Raw genomic sequence first — 15024 nt, forward strand, 5'->3', positions numbered from 1 at the left:
AACCCGTCATCCAAGGAGGGACCGACGTGTTCGGCAACTATCTGATCGGCCTGCGCGAGGGGCTCGAGGCCAGCCTGGTCGTCTGCATCCTCATCGCGTACCTGGTGAAGACCGGGCGCAGGGACGCCCTGCGGCCGATCTGGATCGGCATCGGCGTCGCCGTCGGGCTCGCGCTCGCCTTCGGCGCCGGCCTCACCTTCGGCTCGCAGGAGCTGACCTTCGAGGCGCAGGAGCTGCTCGGCGGCTCGCTGTCGATCGTCGCCGTGGTCCTGGTGACCTGGATGGTCTTCTGGATGCGTCGCACGGCGCGGCACCTGAAGTCCGAGCTGCACGGCAAGCTGGACGCGGCGCTGCAGATGGGCACGGGCGCGCTGGTCGCGACCGCGTTCCTCGCGGTGGGCCGGGAGGGCCTGGAGACGGCGCTGTTCGTGTGGGCGTCGGTCCGGGCCTCGTCGGACGGCACGTACGCGCCGCTGGCGGGGGTGGTCCTCGGTCTGCTGACGGCCGTCCTGCTCGGCTGGCTGTTCTACCGGGGCGCGTTGAAGATCAACCTGGCGAAGTTCTTCACCTGGACCGGCGGCATGCTGGTCGTGGTCGCCGCCGGTGTGCTCGCGTACGGCGTGCACGACCTGCAGGAGGCCGCCTTCCTCGGCGGTCTGTCGGACAAGGCCTTCGACGTCTCCGCGACGATCCCGCCGGACAGCTGGTACGGCACGCTCCTGAAGGGCGTGTTCAACTTCCAGCCCGATCCGACGGTCCTTCAGGTCACGGTGTGGGCTGCTTATCTGATCCCGACGCTCGGTCTGTTCCTGGCCCCGGTAGGGTCGGGTCCGTCCAAGCGGGTGGCGAAGCAGAAGGCGACCGAGACCGATGAGAAGGCTGAGGCGACCGGCGTGGAGGCGACCGGCTGACACGCTCCTCGCGGCGGTGACGGCTTCCGTCCTCGCCCTCACCGCGAGCGGCTGTGTGACCGTGCACGGCGAGCGGGAGCTGACGCCCGCCGCGACCAGGGCCGAGGCCGAGCAGGCCCTCAAGGACTTCACGGACGCCTACAACAAGGCCGACAAGGCCTACGACCCGGCCCTCGACGCGGGCCGGGTCACCGGCCCGATGGGCGAGATCAACCAGGCGGGACTGCGGTCGCGCCAGAAGTCCAGCCCCGGCGGCAACCCGGACCACCGGCCGCTGGAGCTCGGCGACGCGAAGTTCTCCATTCCCCGCAAGGCCGGCTGGCCGCGCTTCTTCGTCGCGGACACCGACTCCAACCGGGACACCGACCAGGGGCCCGGCGACAACCGCTGGCTCCTGGTCTTCGTGCGTGGCGGCGCCCAGCAGCTCTGGGAGGTCGCCTATCTGTCGGTGCTGAGCCCCGGCGACGTGCCCGCCTTCAAGAGCGAGGCGGGGTACGCGGTGCCGGTCACCGCGGACTCCACGGGGCTCGCGGTCGCGCCCCGGCAGCTCGGGGAGCGGTACGTGGCGTTCCTGCAGGCCGGCGCCGCCGGGCAGCCGGGTCCGTTCACGCCCGGCCCGCACACCACCGAGTGGCGGGCACAGCGGGAGAGGAACGCCAAGCGCCCGGGGCTCGTCACGCAGTACGTCGACCGGGCCGAGGACGGCGGGGACTTCGCGCCGCTGGGGCTCGCGACGGAGGACGGCGGGGCCCTGGTCTTCTTCGCCATCCGCTCCTTCGAGCGCCAGACCGCGGCGCAGGGCTACCGGCCGAAGGTCGGCAAGGACGTGCAGGCGCTGCTGACCGGCGAGGTGAAGAACACGGTCACCAAGCGCTGGGTGTCGAGCCAGACGGCACGGGTGAAGCCGGCGGGCCCGCAGCGCGACGCGGTCGCGGTCGTGGGCCGCCTCCAGGGAGTGACGGCGGCGGAGGGCTCGTGACACCCCCGCGCCGGTGAGCCTCACCGGCGGGGGCGCGGCGCCCTCCGGGACACGCCTCGACGCCGGGGGCCATGGCTGCCTCCGCGACGTGCCCCCGGCACGGGCGGGGGCTCGCGCCGGGTCTCAGCGGCTGAGCGGCCAGGCGACGCCGTGGTCCGCGGGCTCCCCCTGCTCCGCCGCGTGCCGGGCGCAGGCGTCGGTGAGGGCCTCCAGGAGGTTCAGCGGCTCGGGCAGGGCGTGCTCGGGGCCGCGGACCCAGGCGACGACCGGCTGGGAGCCCTCGTCACCGGGGAGCCGGGACGGCGGCACGAGGACGTAGCTGCCGCGGCAGTGCCAGCGCAGCCCCGGGTGCTCGTCCATGGTCTCGGGATGGCAGTCCAGCTCGCACGGCCACCACTCGTCCTCGTCCTCGGGAGTGCCGCGGGTGGCGGTGAAGAAGAGCATGCGGCCCTCGTCGGGGCGCTCGTCGGCGGCGCCGGAGACGGCGACGGGGCCGACCTCCACACCCTCGGCGAGCAGCCGCTCCAGGGCGGCGCGGCCGGCGGCGAGGGGGACGTCGAGGACGTCGTGGACCATGCCGGTGGCGGTGACGAAGTTCGCCTCGGGCTGGTTGCGGGCCCAGCGCTCGATCTGGGCGCGGTCGGTGGTCGACTGGGTCTGCCAGGCGAAGGAGACGGGGTGCCGGGCGGGGGTGGGACAGCCGATCCGCTCACAGGAACACCGGTAGCCCACGGGGTACGCGGCGGGGGCCAGCGGCAGCCCCGCCGCGGCGACGGCCAGGAGCGCGTTCTCGCGGTCGTTCTCGGCGTCGGCCGCGTTCCGCTCGGGGCTCCTGCGCAGCCGTTGCACGAATTTCGCGAGTCTGCTCTCCGTGCCGCGGTAGCGGCCGATGCCGTCGCCCATCTATCCCCTCACACCTCATGCTCGCCCGTTCGGTCCCACGGGCTCTCCATGGTCCCACCATCCTGCTCCTCGGGTGACCGGAGTCGGGAACCGGGGTCGGGAACGTGAGGTCAGCGCCCCGCGCCGAGTCCCCGCAGGGCGTAGTCGACGAGGGTGTCGGCGTAGGCGTGGGTGAGGGGCAGGGTGCGGTGCAGCCAGCGGTGGTGGAGCGGTCCGACGAGGAGTTCGAGGGCGATGCGCGGGTCGACGGCCGGGTCGATGTCGCCGGCGGCCTGGGCGGCCTCGATGCGGCGCACGTACAGCTGGAGCGCGGGTTCCAGGAGCCGGGCGGTGAACTGGGCGCCGAGCTCGGGGTCGACGATCCCCTCGGCGGCCAGCGCGCGGGTGGGGCGGTCGTACCGGGGGTCGTTGAGCTCGTCGACGGTGGCGCGCAGGACGAGCTTGAGGTCGGCGGCGAGGTCGCCGGTGTCGGGGATCTCACTCCCGGCGGTGCCGCCGAGGGCCTCGTTCGCCTGGCCGGCGAGGTCGAGGAAGGCCTCCATGAGGACGGCGGGCTTGGAGTTCACCGGCCACCAGCGGTAGATGGTCTGCTTGCCGACGCCGGCGCGGGCGGCGATGCCCTCGACGGTGGTCCTGGCGTAGCCGTTCTCGGTGACGAGGTCGAGGGCGGCGGCGTAGATGGCGCGGCGGGAGCGCTCGCTGCGGCGCGAGGAGTCGGGGGCCTTGGTGTCGGTCATGCGGCCAACCTAGCAGGCGGCGAGACGTCACGTCTCGCCGCGTTCCGCCCCTCACGGGCCACTCCACGGGCCACTCCACGAGCCACTCCACGGGCCGCTCCAAGCACCGCTTCACGGCCCGCTCCACGGGCCACTCCAAGCACCGTTCCACGCACCGCTCCACGCCGCTCCGCACGGCACTTCCCCGGCATCCGCTCTTCATCCGAACCACCCGAACGGTCCACTGCGCACGGCCCCCGGAAGGCGGACCATGGGAGCGACGAACAGCGACCGTAGAGGAGCCCTCTTTGCGCCACACTCCGCGCGAGGCCTCGCCCCGCCGTTATCTGATGTGCGCACCCACGCACTTCAAGGTGACCTACTCCATCAACCCCTGGATGGACCCCACGAAGCCGGTCGACCTGCCGCTGGCCCTCGCGCAGTGGGAGGACCTGCGCGACCGCTATCGCTCGCTCGGCCACACCGTCGAACTGCTCGACCCGACCCCCGGCCTGCCCGACATGGTCTTCGCCGCGAACGGCGCCACCGTGGTGGACGGCCGGGTCCTCGGCGCCAGGTTCGCCTACCCGGAGCGCTCGGACGAGGCCGCCGCGCACCTGGACTGGTTCCGCAGGAACGGTTACCCGGACGCCGACGTGCGGGTGCCGGAGCATGTGAACGAGGGCGAGGGCGACTTCGCCGTGACCGACTCCTGGATCCTGGCCGGCCGGGGCTTCCGTTCCAGTCCGCTCTCGCACGACGAGGCCCAGGAGTTCTTCGGCCGGCCGGTGATCGGCCTGGAGCTGGTGGACCCGCGCTACTACCACCTGGACACCGCGCTGTGCGTCCTGGACTCCGCCCGCGACGAGGTCATGTACTACCCGGACGCCTTCTCCCCCGGCAGCCGCTCCGTCCTGGAGCGGCTCTTCCCCGACGCGCTGATCGCGACCGCCGAGGACGCCGCCGCCCTCGGCCTGAACGCCGTGAGCGACGGCCGGCACGTGCTGCTCCCGCAGGCGGCGGTGGGCCTGTTCGCCCCGCTGCGGGAGCGCGGCTTCGAGCCGCTCGGCATGGACCTGGGCGAGCTGCTCAAGGGCGGCGGCAGCGTGAAGTGCTGCACCCAGGAGCTGCGGCCCTAGGTCCGGGCGCCTAGGCGTCCTCCGCGGGCGGCCAGGCGTCGCCCCACTCCGCGTCACGGGCCTGCTTGTACAGGGGCCCGTGCCGCTTGGTGACCGTCTCGCGGCCGAGGCCGTCGGACCCGCAGAGCTCCAGCAGGACCTGGCCCTTGCGGATCTGCGGGCGCCGGGTGATGCGCGCGGCGGCCGGGGTCACGGGGAACCGGACGGCGGCGACGTAGCTGTACTTCTCGTCCTCGTACGGCAGCGAGCCGCCCTTCACCTTCCGGTGCAGCGAGGAGCGGCTGACCCGGGCCGCGAAGTGGCACCAGTCGGTGCCCGGCACGATCGGGCAGGCGCCGCTGTGCGGGCAGGGCGCGGCGACGGTGAAGCCGCTCTCGACGAGCAGGGTGCGGGCGGCGATGATCCGCTCGTAGCCGTCGGGGGTGCCCGGCTCCACGATCACGACGGCCTGCGCGGCACGGGCCGCCTCGGCGACGAGCGCGGCGCGGTCCTGCTCGGTCAGCTCCTTGAGCACGTACGAGACGGTCACCAGGTCCGTCTCGTCGAGCCGCAGCGCGGTGCCGACGCGCTCGCGCCGCCAGTCCGCCTCGACGACTCCGGCGGCCAGCTCCCGTCCGAGGGCGAGCGCGGGCTCGGCCCAGTCGAGCACGCGGGTGCGCGGCCCCTGCCCCTCCCACAGCTCGGCGACCGCCCAGGTGGCGGCGCCGGTCCCGCCGCCGACGTCGGTGTGCGTGGCGGGCACCCAGTCCGGGGCGGCGTCCCGCAGCGCCGCGAGGGCGGCCCGGGCGGCCTCGAAGGTGGCGGGCATGCGGTAGGCGGCGTAGGCGACCACGTCGGACCGGTCGCGCAGCACGGGCGCGTCGGTCGGGGTCCTCCCCCGGTAGTGCGCGATCAGTCGCTCGACGGCCCGGGCGGCGCCCGAAGGCGGCAGCCCGTCGACGACCCCGGCGAGGGCGGCGCGCAGGGACTCGGCGGAGGCGGGGGATCCATTCACCGCACGATTCTAGGCGCCGTCCACGGCCCGGGCGCCTCAGCGCTCCTGGGCGCCTCAGCGCTCCTGGGCACCTCAGCCCTCCCGGGCGCCTCAGCGCTCCCGGGCACCTCAGCCCTCCCGGGCGCCTCAGCGCTCCCGGGCACCTCAGCCCTCCCGGGCGCCTCAGCGCTCCCGGGCGCCGGCCGGGGCGCCGGGAAAGGCGGCGGACGAGGCGGCTGCGCGGACGCGGTCGCCGGCGTCCAGGGCCCGCACCCGCACCGCGTCCCCGCCGAGGTCGGTGACGGCCTCGTGCTCGGCGACGAACTCCTCGATCAGGGGGACGTCACGCGACCGCAGCAGTGGCACATCCCCCGGATCGCCGCATCAGGCGTCCCGCGGCTCCGGCGTGACGCGCCAGGGGCGGCACAGCAGCAGGAAGCAGCCGAGGGCGGCGACCGAGCAGGTGACCTGGACGACCGCCATGGGGACGGCGGTGGTCTCGCCGGCGATGCCGACGAGCGGGGAGGCCACGGCGCCGATGAGGAAGGAGGAGGTGCCGAGGAGGGCGGAGGCGGAGCCGGCCGCGTGCGGGGTGCGGCCGAGGGCCTGGGCCTGGGTGTTGGGCATCGCGAGGCCCATCGCCGACATCAGCACGAAGAGTCCGGCGGCGACGGGCGCGAGACCGGGCTCGCCGAAGACGCCGGTGGTCAGCAGGAGCAGGGCGACGGAGGCGAGCAGGATGATGCCGAGGCCCCAGCCGAGCACCTTGTCCAGGCTGACCCGGCCGACGAGCAGCCGGCCGTTGATCTGGCCGACGGCGACGAGCCCGACCGAGTTGAGTCCGAAGAGCAGGCTGAAGGTCTGCGGGGAGGCGCCGTAGATCTCCTGGATGACGTAGGGCGAGGCGGAGATGTACGCGAAGAGCACGGCGAAGGCGAGTCCGCCGGACAGCACGTAGCCGGTGAAGACGCGGTCGGCGGCGAGGCCGCGCATGGTGCGCAGGGCCTGGCCGACACCGCCCGCGTGGCGCCGCTCGGGCGGCAGGCTCTCGTGGAGGAAGCGCCACACGACCAGGGTGAGGACGAGCCCGACGCCGGTGAGGACGTAGAAGACGCCGCGCCAGTCGGTGACCCGCAGGATCTGGCCGCCGATGAGCGGGGCGACGATCGGCGCGACGCCGGAGATCAGCATCAGGGTGGAGAAGAACCGGGCCATCTCGACGCCGTCGTACAGGTCGCGGACGACCGCGCGGGCGATCACGATGCCGGCGGCACCCGCCAGGCCCTGGAGCAGCCGGAAGCCGATGAGGAGACCGGCGGAGGGGGCGAGGGCGCAGACGGCGGTGGCCAGGACGTACACGATCATGCCGACGAGCAGCGGCCGCCGCCGGCCCCACTTGTCGCTCATGGGGCCGACGACGAGCTGGCCGAGCGCCATGCCGGCGAGGCAGGCGGTCAGCGTGAGCTGGACGGTGGCGGCGGGTGCGCGCAGCACCTCGGTGACCTCCGGCAGGGCCGGCAGGTACATGTCCATGGAGAGCGGCGGGAGGGCGGTGAGACCGCCGAGCACGAGGGTCACGAGCAGCCCGGCCCTGCGGGCGGAAGCGGTCGGCGTGTCGGCTATGTGGGGTTTGGTGGTGGTCCGGCCGCTGTCCGGCATCGCTGCTCCGTTTCGTTGAATCCTTCCCTATGTTAGGCGGGGGTGAGTCCGGGGGCGCCCGCCTCGGTGACGAACGACGCGGCGGTGGTGACCGGGGCGCCGGGGGTCGTCACGGCGGCGACCGTACGGAAGTCGGCCCGCGCGCTGTCCCGCCCGAGCGCGACCGTCACATAGCCGCGGCGCCCGTCGTAGAACCTCAGATGAGGATTGGCCCGGGTGAGGTCGGCGTAGTTGGACGGCCGCTGGGCACCGTTCTTCCCGCTGCTGATCGAGGTGGTGACGATCTCGGTGCCGAGGGTCCGGGAGTCGGGGTCGCGGAAGTCGGCCTTGATGTCCATGCCGTACGCGACGTGCACGTCCCCCGTGAGCACCATGAGGTTCTCGACCCCGGCCGCCTCCGCGCCCGCCAGGACGCGCCGCCGGGAGGCGGGGTAGCCGTCCCAGGAGTCCATCGACAGCTTGAAGGCCTCGTTGGGGACGCTGCGGCGCTCGGAGAACACCACCTGCTGGGGCAGCACGTTCCACAGCGCCCGGGACTCGCGCCAGCCGTCGGTCAGCCAGCGCTCCTGGGCGGCGCCGGTCAGGGTGCGCGCCGGGTCCTCCGACTCCGGGCCGGGGACCTGCCAGCCGTCGCCGTACGCCTGGTCCGAGCGGTACTGCCGGGTGTCGAGGATGTCGAACTGCGCGAGCCGCCCGAAGCGCAGCCGCCGGTAGAGCCGCATGTCCGGACCCTGGGGCCGCTGGGGGCGGCGCAGCGGCTGGTTCTCCCAGTAGGCGCGGTAGGCGGCGGCGCGGCGGATCAGGAACTCCTCCGGCGGCACGTCGTTCTCGGGGATGTCGCCGGCGTAGTTGTTCTCGGTCTCGTGGTCGTCCCAGGTGACGGCGAAGGGGTGGGCGGCGTGGGCGGCGATCAGGTCGGGGTCGGACTTGTAGAGCGCGTAGCGCAGCCGGTAGTCCTCCAGGGTCAGGGTCTCCCGGTCGAACACGCCGGGCAGCACCCGGTCCTTGTAGGCGCGGGCGCCGCCGGCGCCGTTCACGGCGTACTCGTACAGGTAGTCGCCGAGGTGGAAGACGAGGTCGACGTCCTCGTCGGCGAGGTGCCGGTAGGCCGTGAAGTAGCCGTCGTGGTACGCCTGGCAGGAGACGGCGGCGAGCCTGAGGCCCGCGGGGTACGCGCCGGGCGCGGGCGCGGTGCGGGTGCGGCCCACCGGGCTGGTCCACTCCCCGGCGCGGAAGCGGTAGAAGTAGGGGCGCCCGGGGGCGAGGTGCTCGACCTCGACGTGGACGGTGTGGTCGAGCTCGGGGTGCGCGAGGGCGGTTCCGCGCCGGACGACCCGGCGGAAGCGCTCGTCATGGGCGAGCTCCCACTCGACGCCCACCCGGCGGCCGGCGGGCAGGCCGCCGCCGGTCTCGTACGGGCGGGGCGCGAGCCGCGTCCACAGCAGGACGGAGCCGGGCAGCGGGTCGCCGGACGCCACCCCCAGGGTGAACGGGTCCTCGGCTATCCGGCGCGCGTCGAGCTCGGCGGCGGCCGCCGCGCCGGCGGCGGGCAGGTTCACGGCGAAGGCGAGCGCGGCGGCGGCGCCGGTGACGGTGAGGAAGCGGCGGCGCCCGAAGTGGCTGGCGGCGGCGCGCAGTTCGTCGGCGTGGGCGTGGTCGGTGGTCATGTACCCCTCCCCTGACGGATGTTGTCCGTCGGGTATTGCAGGCGGACGGAGCGACCCCCCGTTGTCGGGTACAGGACATCCACGTGTCGGACGGATGAGTTCATGGGGCACCGGTCTGCCGTACGCTGCGCGCCCATGAGCATCGCAGTGGTGACGGGAGCGGGATCGGGCATCGGCCGGAGCGTGGCGCGGGCCCTGGCCGGGGCGGGCTGGTCGGTGGCGCTCGCGGGCCGCCGCGCGGCGGCCCTGGAGGAGACGGCGGCGGCCTTCCCCTCACCCGCCGGGGCGCTGTGCGTCCCCACCGACGTGACCTCCGCCGAGCAGGTCGCGGCCCTCTTCGAGGCCGTCCGGGAGCACTGGGGCCGGGTCGACCTGCTCTTCAACAACGCGGGTACGTTCGCGGGCGGCGGCACGCCGGTGGAGGACCTGGACCCGGAGACCTGGCGGGCGGTCGTGGACGTCAACCTGACGGGCGCGTTCCTGTGCGCGCAGGCCGCCTTCCGCGCGATGAAGGACCAGTCCCCGCAGGGCGGCCGCATCATCAACAACGGCTCCGTCTCGGCGCACGTGCCGCGCCCGCACTCGATCGCGTACACGGCGACCAAGCACGCGATGACGGGCCTGACGAAGTCCCTGTCGCTGGACGGGCGCCCGTACCGGATCGCGTGCGGTCAGCTCGACATCGGCAACGCGGCGACGGAGATGACGGCCCGCATGCAGACCGGCATCCTCCAGGCCAACGGCGAGCTGGCGGCGGAGCCGGTCATGGACGCGGCGGACGTGGCGGCGACCGTGGTGCACATGGCGGGCCTGCCGCTGGAGGCGAACGTGCAGTTCGCGACGGTGATGGCGACGGCGATGCCGTACATCGGACGGGGCTGACCCGGCCCGGGCCTGCGCAGCATCGACCAGCACAACGACAGCGCCCTTGGCGGGGCTGCCCCGGCCCGGGGCCCGACGAGCGGGCGTCAGTCGGCGGGTGCCTGGCCGGTCTCGAACCGGGCGACCTTCCCGCCCTCGACGACGAACCGCCAGGCGGTCCGCATCGCCCCCCAGGTGTCGTTGCTGTAGGTCGCGACGAGCGACCGCCCGCCGTCCGACTCCGCCTCGACCTCCATGCGCCCGTTGGAGGAGAACACCTCCCGCTCGGTCCACTCCTCCAGGTTCCGGTCCGACCCGTCGTCGGACATGGTGGCGCCGGGCGCGAGCACGGCGGCGAAGGCCTGCCGGTCGTTGGCGTTGAGAGCGGTGACGAAGGCCCGCACGGTGGGGTCGCTGAGCCGGTCCACGGGAATGGTCATGCCCCACCCGTACACCCCGGGACGGCCACCCTCCGGCACCGACACCACTACGGCCCCCGGCCGGGGGAACGGGGCGGGCCGGAACGAACGAAGCCCCCGCGCAGGCGGGGGCTTCACGTTCGGGGGCAGACGAGTCGGGCTGTACGCCGGGTTCTGTACCCCGGGACCTCGCGGTCGTCGGGGTGACGGCCATCCATCTAGGACCGGCGTTGCCGCCGGCCTCGTGCGGTCTACCCGCGGACTCGGGCGGGCAGCCCTCGAACGTCCGCGCAGGAACACCGGGGTGTTCCCTTTTGACCTTGCTCCTGGTGGGGTTTACCGAGCCGCCTGAGTCACCTCAGGCGCTGGTGGTCTCTTACACCACCGTTTCACCCTTACCGAGGACCGAGGTCCCCGGCGGTCTGTTTTCTGTGGCACTGTCCCGCGGGTCACCCCGGGTGGCCGTTAGCCACCACCTTGCCCTGTGGAGCCCGGACGTTCCTCGGGAAGACCCGAAGGTCTCCACGCGGCCGCCCGCCCGGCTCGTCTGCCGTGCCGCCCATGCTACCTGCCGATCGGGGCCGATCCGGTCAGAGGAAGTCGGCGGTCTCCGGCCCGAAGCCGAAGGGGGCCGGGAGCGCGAGGGTCCATCCGCACCGGGTCCCGAAGCCCGCTTGACCTTGTCGCAGCGGCAGGGTTTCTACTGGCCCCATGGGCAAAGGCATGCGGATCGGCGAGTTCGCCGCGCTCGTCGGGGTCACCCCCCGGGCCGTGCGGCACTACCACCACCTCGGGCTGCTGCCCGAGCCCGCGCGGCGGGCGAACGGGTATCGGGAGTACGGGATCCGGGACGCCGTGCTGCTCGCGCGGATCCGGCGGCTGACCGAGCTGGGGCTCGGGCTCGACGAGGTGCGGGACGTGCTCGCGGACCAGGCCGGGCGGGAGCTGGTGGAGGTCCTGGAGGAGCTGGACGGGGACCTCGCGCGGCAGGAGCGGGTGATCCGGGAGCGGCGGGCGCGGCTCGCGGAGCTGCTCGCGCAGGCCCGGGAGGGACGGCTGCCCGCGGAGGGGCCGGTCTCCGCGGAGCTGGCCGGGCTGCTGGCCGAGCTGGGCGAGGCGCCCGGCGTCGCCGCGTCGCCGACGGCCGCCAAGGACCGGGAGCTGCTGGCCCTGTTCGACACCGTGGTGCCGGCGGAGGAGCGGGCCCGGCTGATGGAGCTGATGCGCGGCGCGGCCGGGCAGGCGCCCGAGGTGTACGCGCGCCTCGACGCCCTCGCGGAGGCGGCGCCCGACGACCCGGGGGTCGCGGAGGCGGGCGCGGTGCTCGCCGCCTGTCTGCCGGACGAGGCGGGCGTGGAACTGCCCGGGAGCGGGCCCGCCGACGTCTTCTTCGGCGAGCTCGCCCCCGCCCAGGCCACGGCCGTACGGCACGCGCTGCGGCTGGTGTGGGAGCGGACGCGATGAGGTACGCCGCGTACGCCCTGCTCCCCGCCGAGCTCGTGCTCGGCCTCTGCCTCGTCGCCGGGATACGGATCCCCGGGCCCGTCCTGGCCGGCGCCGAGGCGGCCGTGGTCCTGCTCCTCGCCGCCGAGGCCGTGGGCTACCTGCGGCTGCGGCGGCGCGGGCTGTCCGCCCGGGCCGCGCTCGGACGGCTCGTACCGGAACCCGTGCTGCGGCTGGTCGGGCACGAGCTGCGGCTCCTCGCGAGCCTGGGGCGCTGGGTCGCCCGCCGGCCGCACGGAGTCGGTCCGGGCGTCCGGGCGTTCCCGCACGCGCGGGACCAGGCGGCCCTCATGTACGGCTTCGCCTTCGTGTGCGTCGTGGAGACCGTCGGCATGTCGTACCTGCTGGCGCCGTGGCCGGTGGTCCACGCCGTCTTCCTGGTCCTCGACGTGTACACCGTGCTGTTCGTCCTCGGGCTGCACGCCGCCTCGGCGACCCGGCCGCACCTGCTCACCGCGGAGGCGCTGCGGGTGCGGCAGGCGGCCCACGTCGACGTGCGCATCCCGCTGGAGCGGATCGCCGCCGTCCGCCGGGAGTCGCTGTTCTCCCACGGGAAGGCGGAGGGCGAGCTGAACCTGGCGGTCGGCTCGGAGACCTCCGTCACGGTCGAGCTCACCGAGCCGGTCCCGGCGCCCCGGCTGCTGGGGGCGCCCCGTCCGGTGCGGGTGGTCCGGCTGCACGCGGACGACGCGCGGGCGCTCGTACGGGCGGTGGGGGAAGCGCGCGAGGCGTACGGCTCGCGGGGCGCGCTCACGCCGGGGCGAACAGCACCTTGTCCCGTCCCGGATCCGCCTTCGTCAGTCTGACCCGCAGCGGATCGCCGAGCGGCAGCCGCGCCCCGTCGGCCTCGACGCGGCCGACGACGGCCGGTTCGGGGAGGTGGACGGTGCCGACGCCCGGCTCGTGTTCCTGCACGTCGATGACGATCGAGTCGAAGGTCTCGCCGATCCGGTGGCTCATCAGCGCCGCCTCGACGATGTCGACGCTCTCCCGCTCGGCCTTGTTGGCGAGCTTCGTCCCCTTCGCCATGTCCGCGGGCAGCCCGTCGAGGGCGCTGAGGACCCACTCGGGCGGCGCCGTGCCCGCGACCGCGGCGAGGCTCAGCTCGCCGGCGTAGCGGTCGATCAGGCGCCGCAGCGGGGCCGTGACGTGGGTGTACTCGTCGGCGACGGCGGCGTGCACCGCCGGCTGCGGGGTGTGCCCGCCGGTGAAGGGGGTGTAGTCGGAGCCGCGCAGCAGGCTGGTGGCGTCCTGGAGGAAGGCGGCGTGCCGGCTGTTGTCCGGGTCGAGGGAGCGGATGAGGTCCGCGTACGACATGTGGTGCGGCCAGTCGATCCCCAGCGCCTTGGCCGAGAGCCTCAGCTGGGCGACGGCCCCGTCCGGGGCGGGCGGCAGGGTGCGCAGGATGCCCGTGCCCGCGGCGATCATCAGATCGGCGGCGGCCATGCCGGTCAGCAGGGAGATCTGCGCGTTCCAGCCGTCGACGGGGAGCGGGGCGCGGTAGTGCAGCGCGTAGGTGCCGTCGGTCTCGACGACCTCCTGCTCGGGGACGTTGAGCGAGACGCCGCCGCGTTCGATCTCCAGGGCCTCGCGCAGGCCTCCGACGTACTTCAGGAGCGCGAGCGGCTCCGGAGCGGTGCCCGCGTCGATCTGGGCCTGCGCGCCCGCGTAGTCGAGCCGGGTCCGGCTGCGGACGAGGGCGCGGCGCACGTCGACGGAGACCTGGCGGCCGTCGGCGTCGAGGTCGATGCGCCACAGGAGGGCGGGCGCGGTGTTGCCGGCCAGGAGGCTGGCCGCCTTCTCGGAGAGCACGGGCGGGTGCAGCGGCACCTTGCCGTCGGGGAGGTAGAGCGTCGTCGCCCGCTTGTGCGCCTCGGCGTCGATCTCGCCGCCGGGGGTGACGAAGGCGGCGACGTCGGCGATGGCGTAGTGGACGCGGTAGCCGCCCTCGGGGCGGCGGGCCAGGTGCATGGCCTGGTCCAGGTCCTTGGAGGTCGGCGGGTCGATGGTGAAGAAGGGGATGTCGGTGGCGTCGTAGGAGGGCAGGTGCGGCTCCTTGGCCGCGGCCTCCGCCTCGGCGAGGACGGCCGGCGGGAAGGCGACCGGGATCGCCAGCTTGGTACGGAGTGCGCGCAGGGCGGCCGACAGCGGGGCGTCCGCTGCGGCGGTCACGTGGATGTGTCTGCGGGGCATGGACCCGAGCGTAGGACGGGGTGCCGGGGGCGGCATGTCGTGCGGGGGACGGGGGTGGAGCGGGAGCGGGCGGGCGTGCGGGGGCGCGGCGGCGGCGCACGCCGAGCGCGGGACGGGGAGCGGGGACGGGGAGCGGGGACGGGACGGAGGGCGGGCGCGGGGCGGGGCGCGCCCGACCGTGCCGGAGGCCGCGCCGTGCGGCGCCCGGCACCTCGTACGCTGGTGCACCGGGGCCGCACCCCCACCCCGTACGTACGAAGGAGAACCGCCGTGCTCGTCCTGTTGCCGCCCTCCGAAGGCAAGGCCTCCTCGGGGCGTGGGGCGCCGCTGAAGCTCGAGGGGCTGTCGCTGCCGGGGCTCGCGCAGGCGCGGGCCGCGGTGCTCGACGAGCTGGTCGAGCTGTGCGCCGCCGACGAGGAGAAGGCGCGCGAGGTGCTCGGGCTGAGCGAGGGCCTGCGGGGCGAGGTCGCGAAGAACGCCGAGCTGCGGACGGCCGGCGCGCGGCCCGCAGGGGAGGTGTACACGGGCGTCCTGTACGACGCGCTGGGCCTGGCGACGCTGGACGCGGCGGCCCGGAAGCGCGCCGACCGCGCGCTGCTGGTCTTCTCGGGGCTGTGGGGCGCCGTGCGGGTGGGCGACCTGATCCCCTCGTACCGCTGCTCGATGGGCGTCAAGCTGCCGGGCCTGGGAGCGCTCGGCGCGCACTGGCGCGGGGCGATGGCCTCGGTCATGCCGGAGGAGGCCGGGGACGGCCTGGTCCTGGACCTGCGCTCCTCGGCGTACGCGGCGGCGTGGAAGCCGAAGGGCGAGCTCGCGGCGCGCACGGCGACGGTCCGGGTGCTGCACGCGCCGACCCGGAAGGTGGTCAGCCACTTCAACAAGGCGACGAAGGGGCGCATCGTGCGGAGCCTCCTGGAGGCGGGCGCGGCCCCCGCGGACCGCGCGGAGCTGACGGTGGCGCTGCGGGACCTCGGGTACGTGGTCGAGGAGGGTGGCAAGGCCGGGGTGCTCGACGTCCTGGTGGACGAGATCCACTAGGCCCGCCGCCTGCGCCCTCGCAGTGCGTTGCAACATGCGCAACGCTCGTTGCAGCAACCGTTC

Annotated in this window: 15 protein-coding genes and 1 other RNA gene; 7 read left to right on the forward strand and 9 right to left on the reverse strand. The window is 74.4% G+C overall.

Annotation, left to right across the window (positions count from 1 at the left end):
• Positions 1–26 precede the first annotated feature (26 nt).
• Together efeU and ACH414_RS04065 are read left to right on the forward strand one after the other, a co-directional pair.
• Positions 27–911 (forward strand): iron uptake transporter permease EfeU, encoded by an 885-nt coding sequence (efeU, locus tag ACH414_RS04060; RefSeq protein ID WP_382543042.1) that lies wholly within the window; start codon positions 27–29, stop codon positions 909–911.
• Positions 871–1890, forward strand: coding sequence for a hypothetical protein (locus ACH414_RS04065; RefSeq protein ID WP_386569668.1), 1020 nt, complete (start codon positions 871–873; stop codon positions 1888–1890). The genes efeU and ACH414_RS04065 overlap by 41 nt, the downstream gene beginning before the upstream one ends.
• A 123-nt stretch (positions 1891–2013) precedes the next feature.
• Here ACH414_RS04065 and ACH414_RS04070 read toward each other — a convergent pair whose 3' ends face one another.
• On the reverse strand, positions 2014–2793 hold the full coding sequence (locus ACH414_RS04070) for a bifunctional DNA primase/polymerase (protein ID WP_398940758.1): 780 nt from the start codon (positions 2791–2793) through the stop codon (positions 2014–2016).
• Between the two features lie 110 nt (positions 2794–2903).
• Positions 2904–3530 (reverse strand): TetR/AcrR family transcriptional regulator, encoded by a 627-nt coding sequence (locus tag ACH414_RS04075; RefSeq protein ID WP_391769185.1) that lies wholly within the window; start codon positions 3528–3530, stop codon positions 2904–2906.
• A 287-nt stretch (positions 3531–3817) separates the two neighbouring features.
• On the opposite strand from ACH414_RS04075, the gene ddaH reads away from it, so the two are divergent.
• A complete protein-coding gene (gene ddaH / locus ACH414_RS04080) occupies positions 3818–4648 on the forward strand; it encodes a dimethylargininase (RefSeq protein ID WP_382543053.1) in 831 nt (276 codons plus the stop codon).
• Positions 4649–4658: 10 nt separating this feature from the next.
• On the opposite strand, the gene ACH414_RS04085 is transcribed toward ddaH, so the two are convergent.
• The 4 genes from ACH414_RS04085 to ACH414_RS04100 form a co-directional block, all read right to left on the reverse strand.
• A complete protein-coding gene (locus ACH414_RS04085; protein WP_398940759.1) occupies positions 4659–5642 on the reverse strand; it encodes a small ribosomal subunit Rsm22 family protein in 984 nt (327 codons plus the stop codon).
• 162 nt (positions 5643–5804) lie between these two features.
• Positions 5805–5987 (reverse strand): hypothetical protein, encoded by a 183-nt coding sequence (locus ACH414_RS04090; RefSeq protein WP_382543059.1) that lies wholly within the window; start codon positions 5985–5987, stop codon positions 5805–5807.
• 18 nt (positions 5988–6005) lie between these two features.
• Positions 6006–7280: a multidrug effflux MFS transporter gene (locus tag ACH414_RS04095; protein WP_398940760.1), complete on the reverse strand. Its 1275-nt coding sequence runs from the start codon at positions 7278–7280 to the stop codon at positions 6006–6008.
• 32 nt (positions 7281–7312) lie between these two features.
• Positions 7313–8947: an alkaline phosphatase D family protein gene (locus ACH414_RS04100; protein ID WP_398940761.1), complete on the reverse strand. Its 1635-nt coding sequence runs from the start codon at positions 8945–8947 to the stop codon at positions 7313–7315.
• Positions 8948–9049: 102 nt separating this feature from the next.
• Between ACH414_RS04100 and ACH414_RS04105 the strand changes: the two genes are divergently transcribed.
• A complete protein-coding gene (locus ACH414_RS04105) occupies positions 9050–9829 on the forward strand; it encodes an SDR family oxidoreductase (protein ID WP_382543067.1) in 780 nt (259 codons plus the stop codon).
• Positions 9830–9915: 86 nt separating this feature from the next.
• On the opposite strand, the gene ACH414_RS04110 is transcribed toward ACH414_RS04105, so the two are convergent.
• On the reverse strand, positions 9916–10248 hold the full coding sequence (locus tag ACH414_RS04110) for a nuclear transport factor 2 family protein (RefSeq protein WP_382543069.1): 333 nt from the start codon (positions 10246–10248) through the stop codon (positions 9916–9918).
• A 126-nt stretch (positions 10249–10374) separates the two neighbouring features.
• Positions 10375–10773, reverse strand: an RNA gene (rnpB, locus tag ACH414_RS04115) — RNase P RNA component class A.
• 177 nt (positions 10774–10950) lie between these two features.
• Here rnpB and ACH414_RS04120 point away from each other — a divergent pair.
• Complete coding sequence (locus ACH414_RS04120; protein WP_398941116.1) at positions 10951–11691, forward strand: MerR family transcriptional regulator; 741 nt, start codon at positions 10951–10953, stop codon at positions 11689–11691.
• Positions 11688–12536, forward strand: a complete 849-nt coding sequence (locus ACH414_RS04125; protein ID WP_382543072.1) for a hypothetical protein — start codon at positions 11688–11690, stop codon at positions 12534–12536. The genes ACH414_RS04120 and ACH414_RS04125 overlap by 4 nt, the downstream gene beginning before the upstream one ends.
• Here ACH414_RS04125 and ACH414_RS04130 read toward each other — a convergent pair.
• Positions 12481–13923 (reverse strand): RNB domain-containing ribonuclease, encoded by a 1443-nt coding sequence (locus ACH414_RS04130; protein WP_398940762.1) that lies wholly within the window; start codon positions 13921–13923, stop codon positions 12481–12483. The two genes, ACH414_RS04125 and ACH414_RS04130, sit on opposite strands and share 56 nt — an antisense overlap.
• Positions 13924–14193: 270 nt before the next feature.
• Between ACH414_RS04130 and yaaA the strand changes: the two genes are divergently transcribed.
• Positions 14194–14961: a peroxide stress protein YaaA gene (yaaA, locus tag ACH414_RS04135; RefSeq protein WP_382543078.1), complete on the forward strand. Its 768-nt coding sequence runs from the start codon at positions 14194–14196 to the stop codon at positions 14959–14961.
• Positions 14962–15024: the final 63 nt, after the last annotated feature.

The sequence above is a fragment of the Streptomyces sp. NPDC020422 genome, from assembly GCF_044386705.1.
Classification (GTDB): domain Bacteria; phylum Actinomycetota; class Actinomycetes; order Streptomycetales; family Streptomycetaceae; genus Streptomyces.

What these genes read in the sequence shown, in the direction of transcription:
- ACH414_RS04065 (WP_386569668.1), top strand. Translation starts at nt 871, where the DNA reads ATGAGAAGGCTGAGGCGACCGGCGTGGAGGCGACCGGCTGACACGCTC.
- ACH414_RS04070 (WP_398940758.1), bottom strand. Translation starts at nt 2,793, where the DNA reads ATGGGCGACGGCATCGGCCGCTACCGCGGCACGGAGAGCAGACTCGCG.
- ACH414_RS04075 (WP_391769185.1), bottom strand. Translation starts at nt 3,530, where the DNA reads ATGACCGACACCAAGGCCCCCGACTCCTCGCGCCGCAGCGAGCGCTCC.
- ACH414_RS04095 (WP_398940760.1), bottom strand. Translation starts at nt 7,280, where the DNA reads ATGCCGGACAGCGGCCGGACCACCACCAAACCCCACATAGCCGACACG.
- ACH414_RS04100 (WP_398940761.1), bottom strand. Translation starts at nt 8,947, where the DNA reads ATGACCACCGACCACGCCCACGCCGACGAACTGCGCGCCGCCGCCAGC.
- ACH414_RS04105 (WP_382543067.1), top strand. Translation starts at nt 9,050, where the DNA reads ATGGGGCACCGGTCTGCCGTACGCTGCGCGCCCATGAGCATCGCAGTG.
- ACH414_RS04110 (WP_382543069.1), bottom strand. Translation starts at nt 10,248, where the DNA reads ATGACCATTCCCGTGGACCGGCTCAGCGACCCCACCGTGCGGGCCTTC.
- ACH414_RS04120 (WP_398941116.1), top strand. Translation starts at nt 10,951, where the DNA reads ATGCGGATCGGCGAGTTCGCCGCGCTCGTCGGGGTCACCCCCCGGGCC.
- ACH414_RS04125 (WP_382543072.1), top strand. Translation starts at nt 11,688, where the DNA reads ATGAGGTACGCCGCGTACGCCCTGCTCCCCGCCGAGCTCGTGCTCGGC.
- ACH414_RS04130 (WP_398940762.1), bottom strand. Translation starts at nt 13,923, where the DNA reads ATGCCCCGCAGACACATCCACGTGACCGCCGCAGCGGACGCCCCGCTG.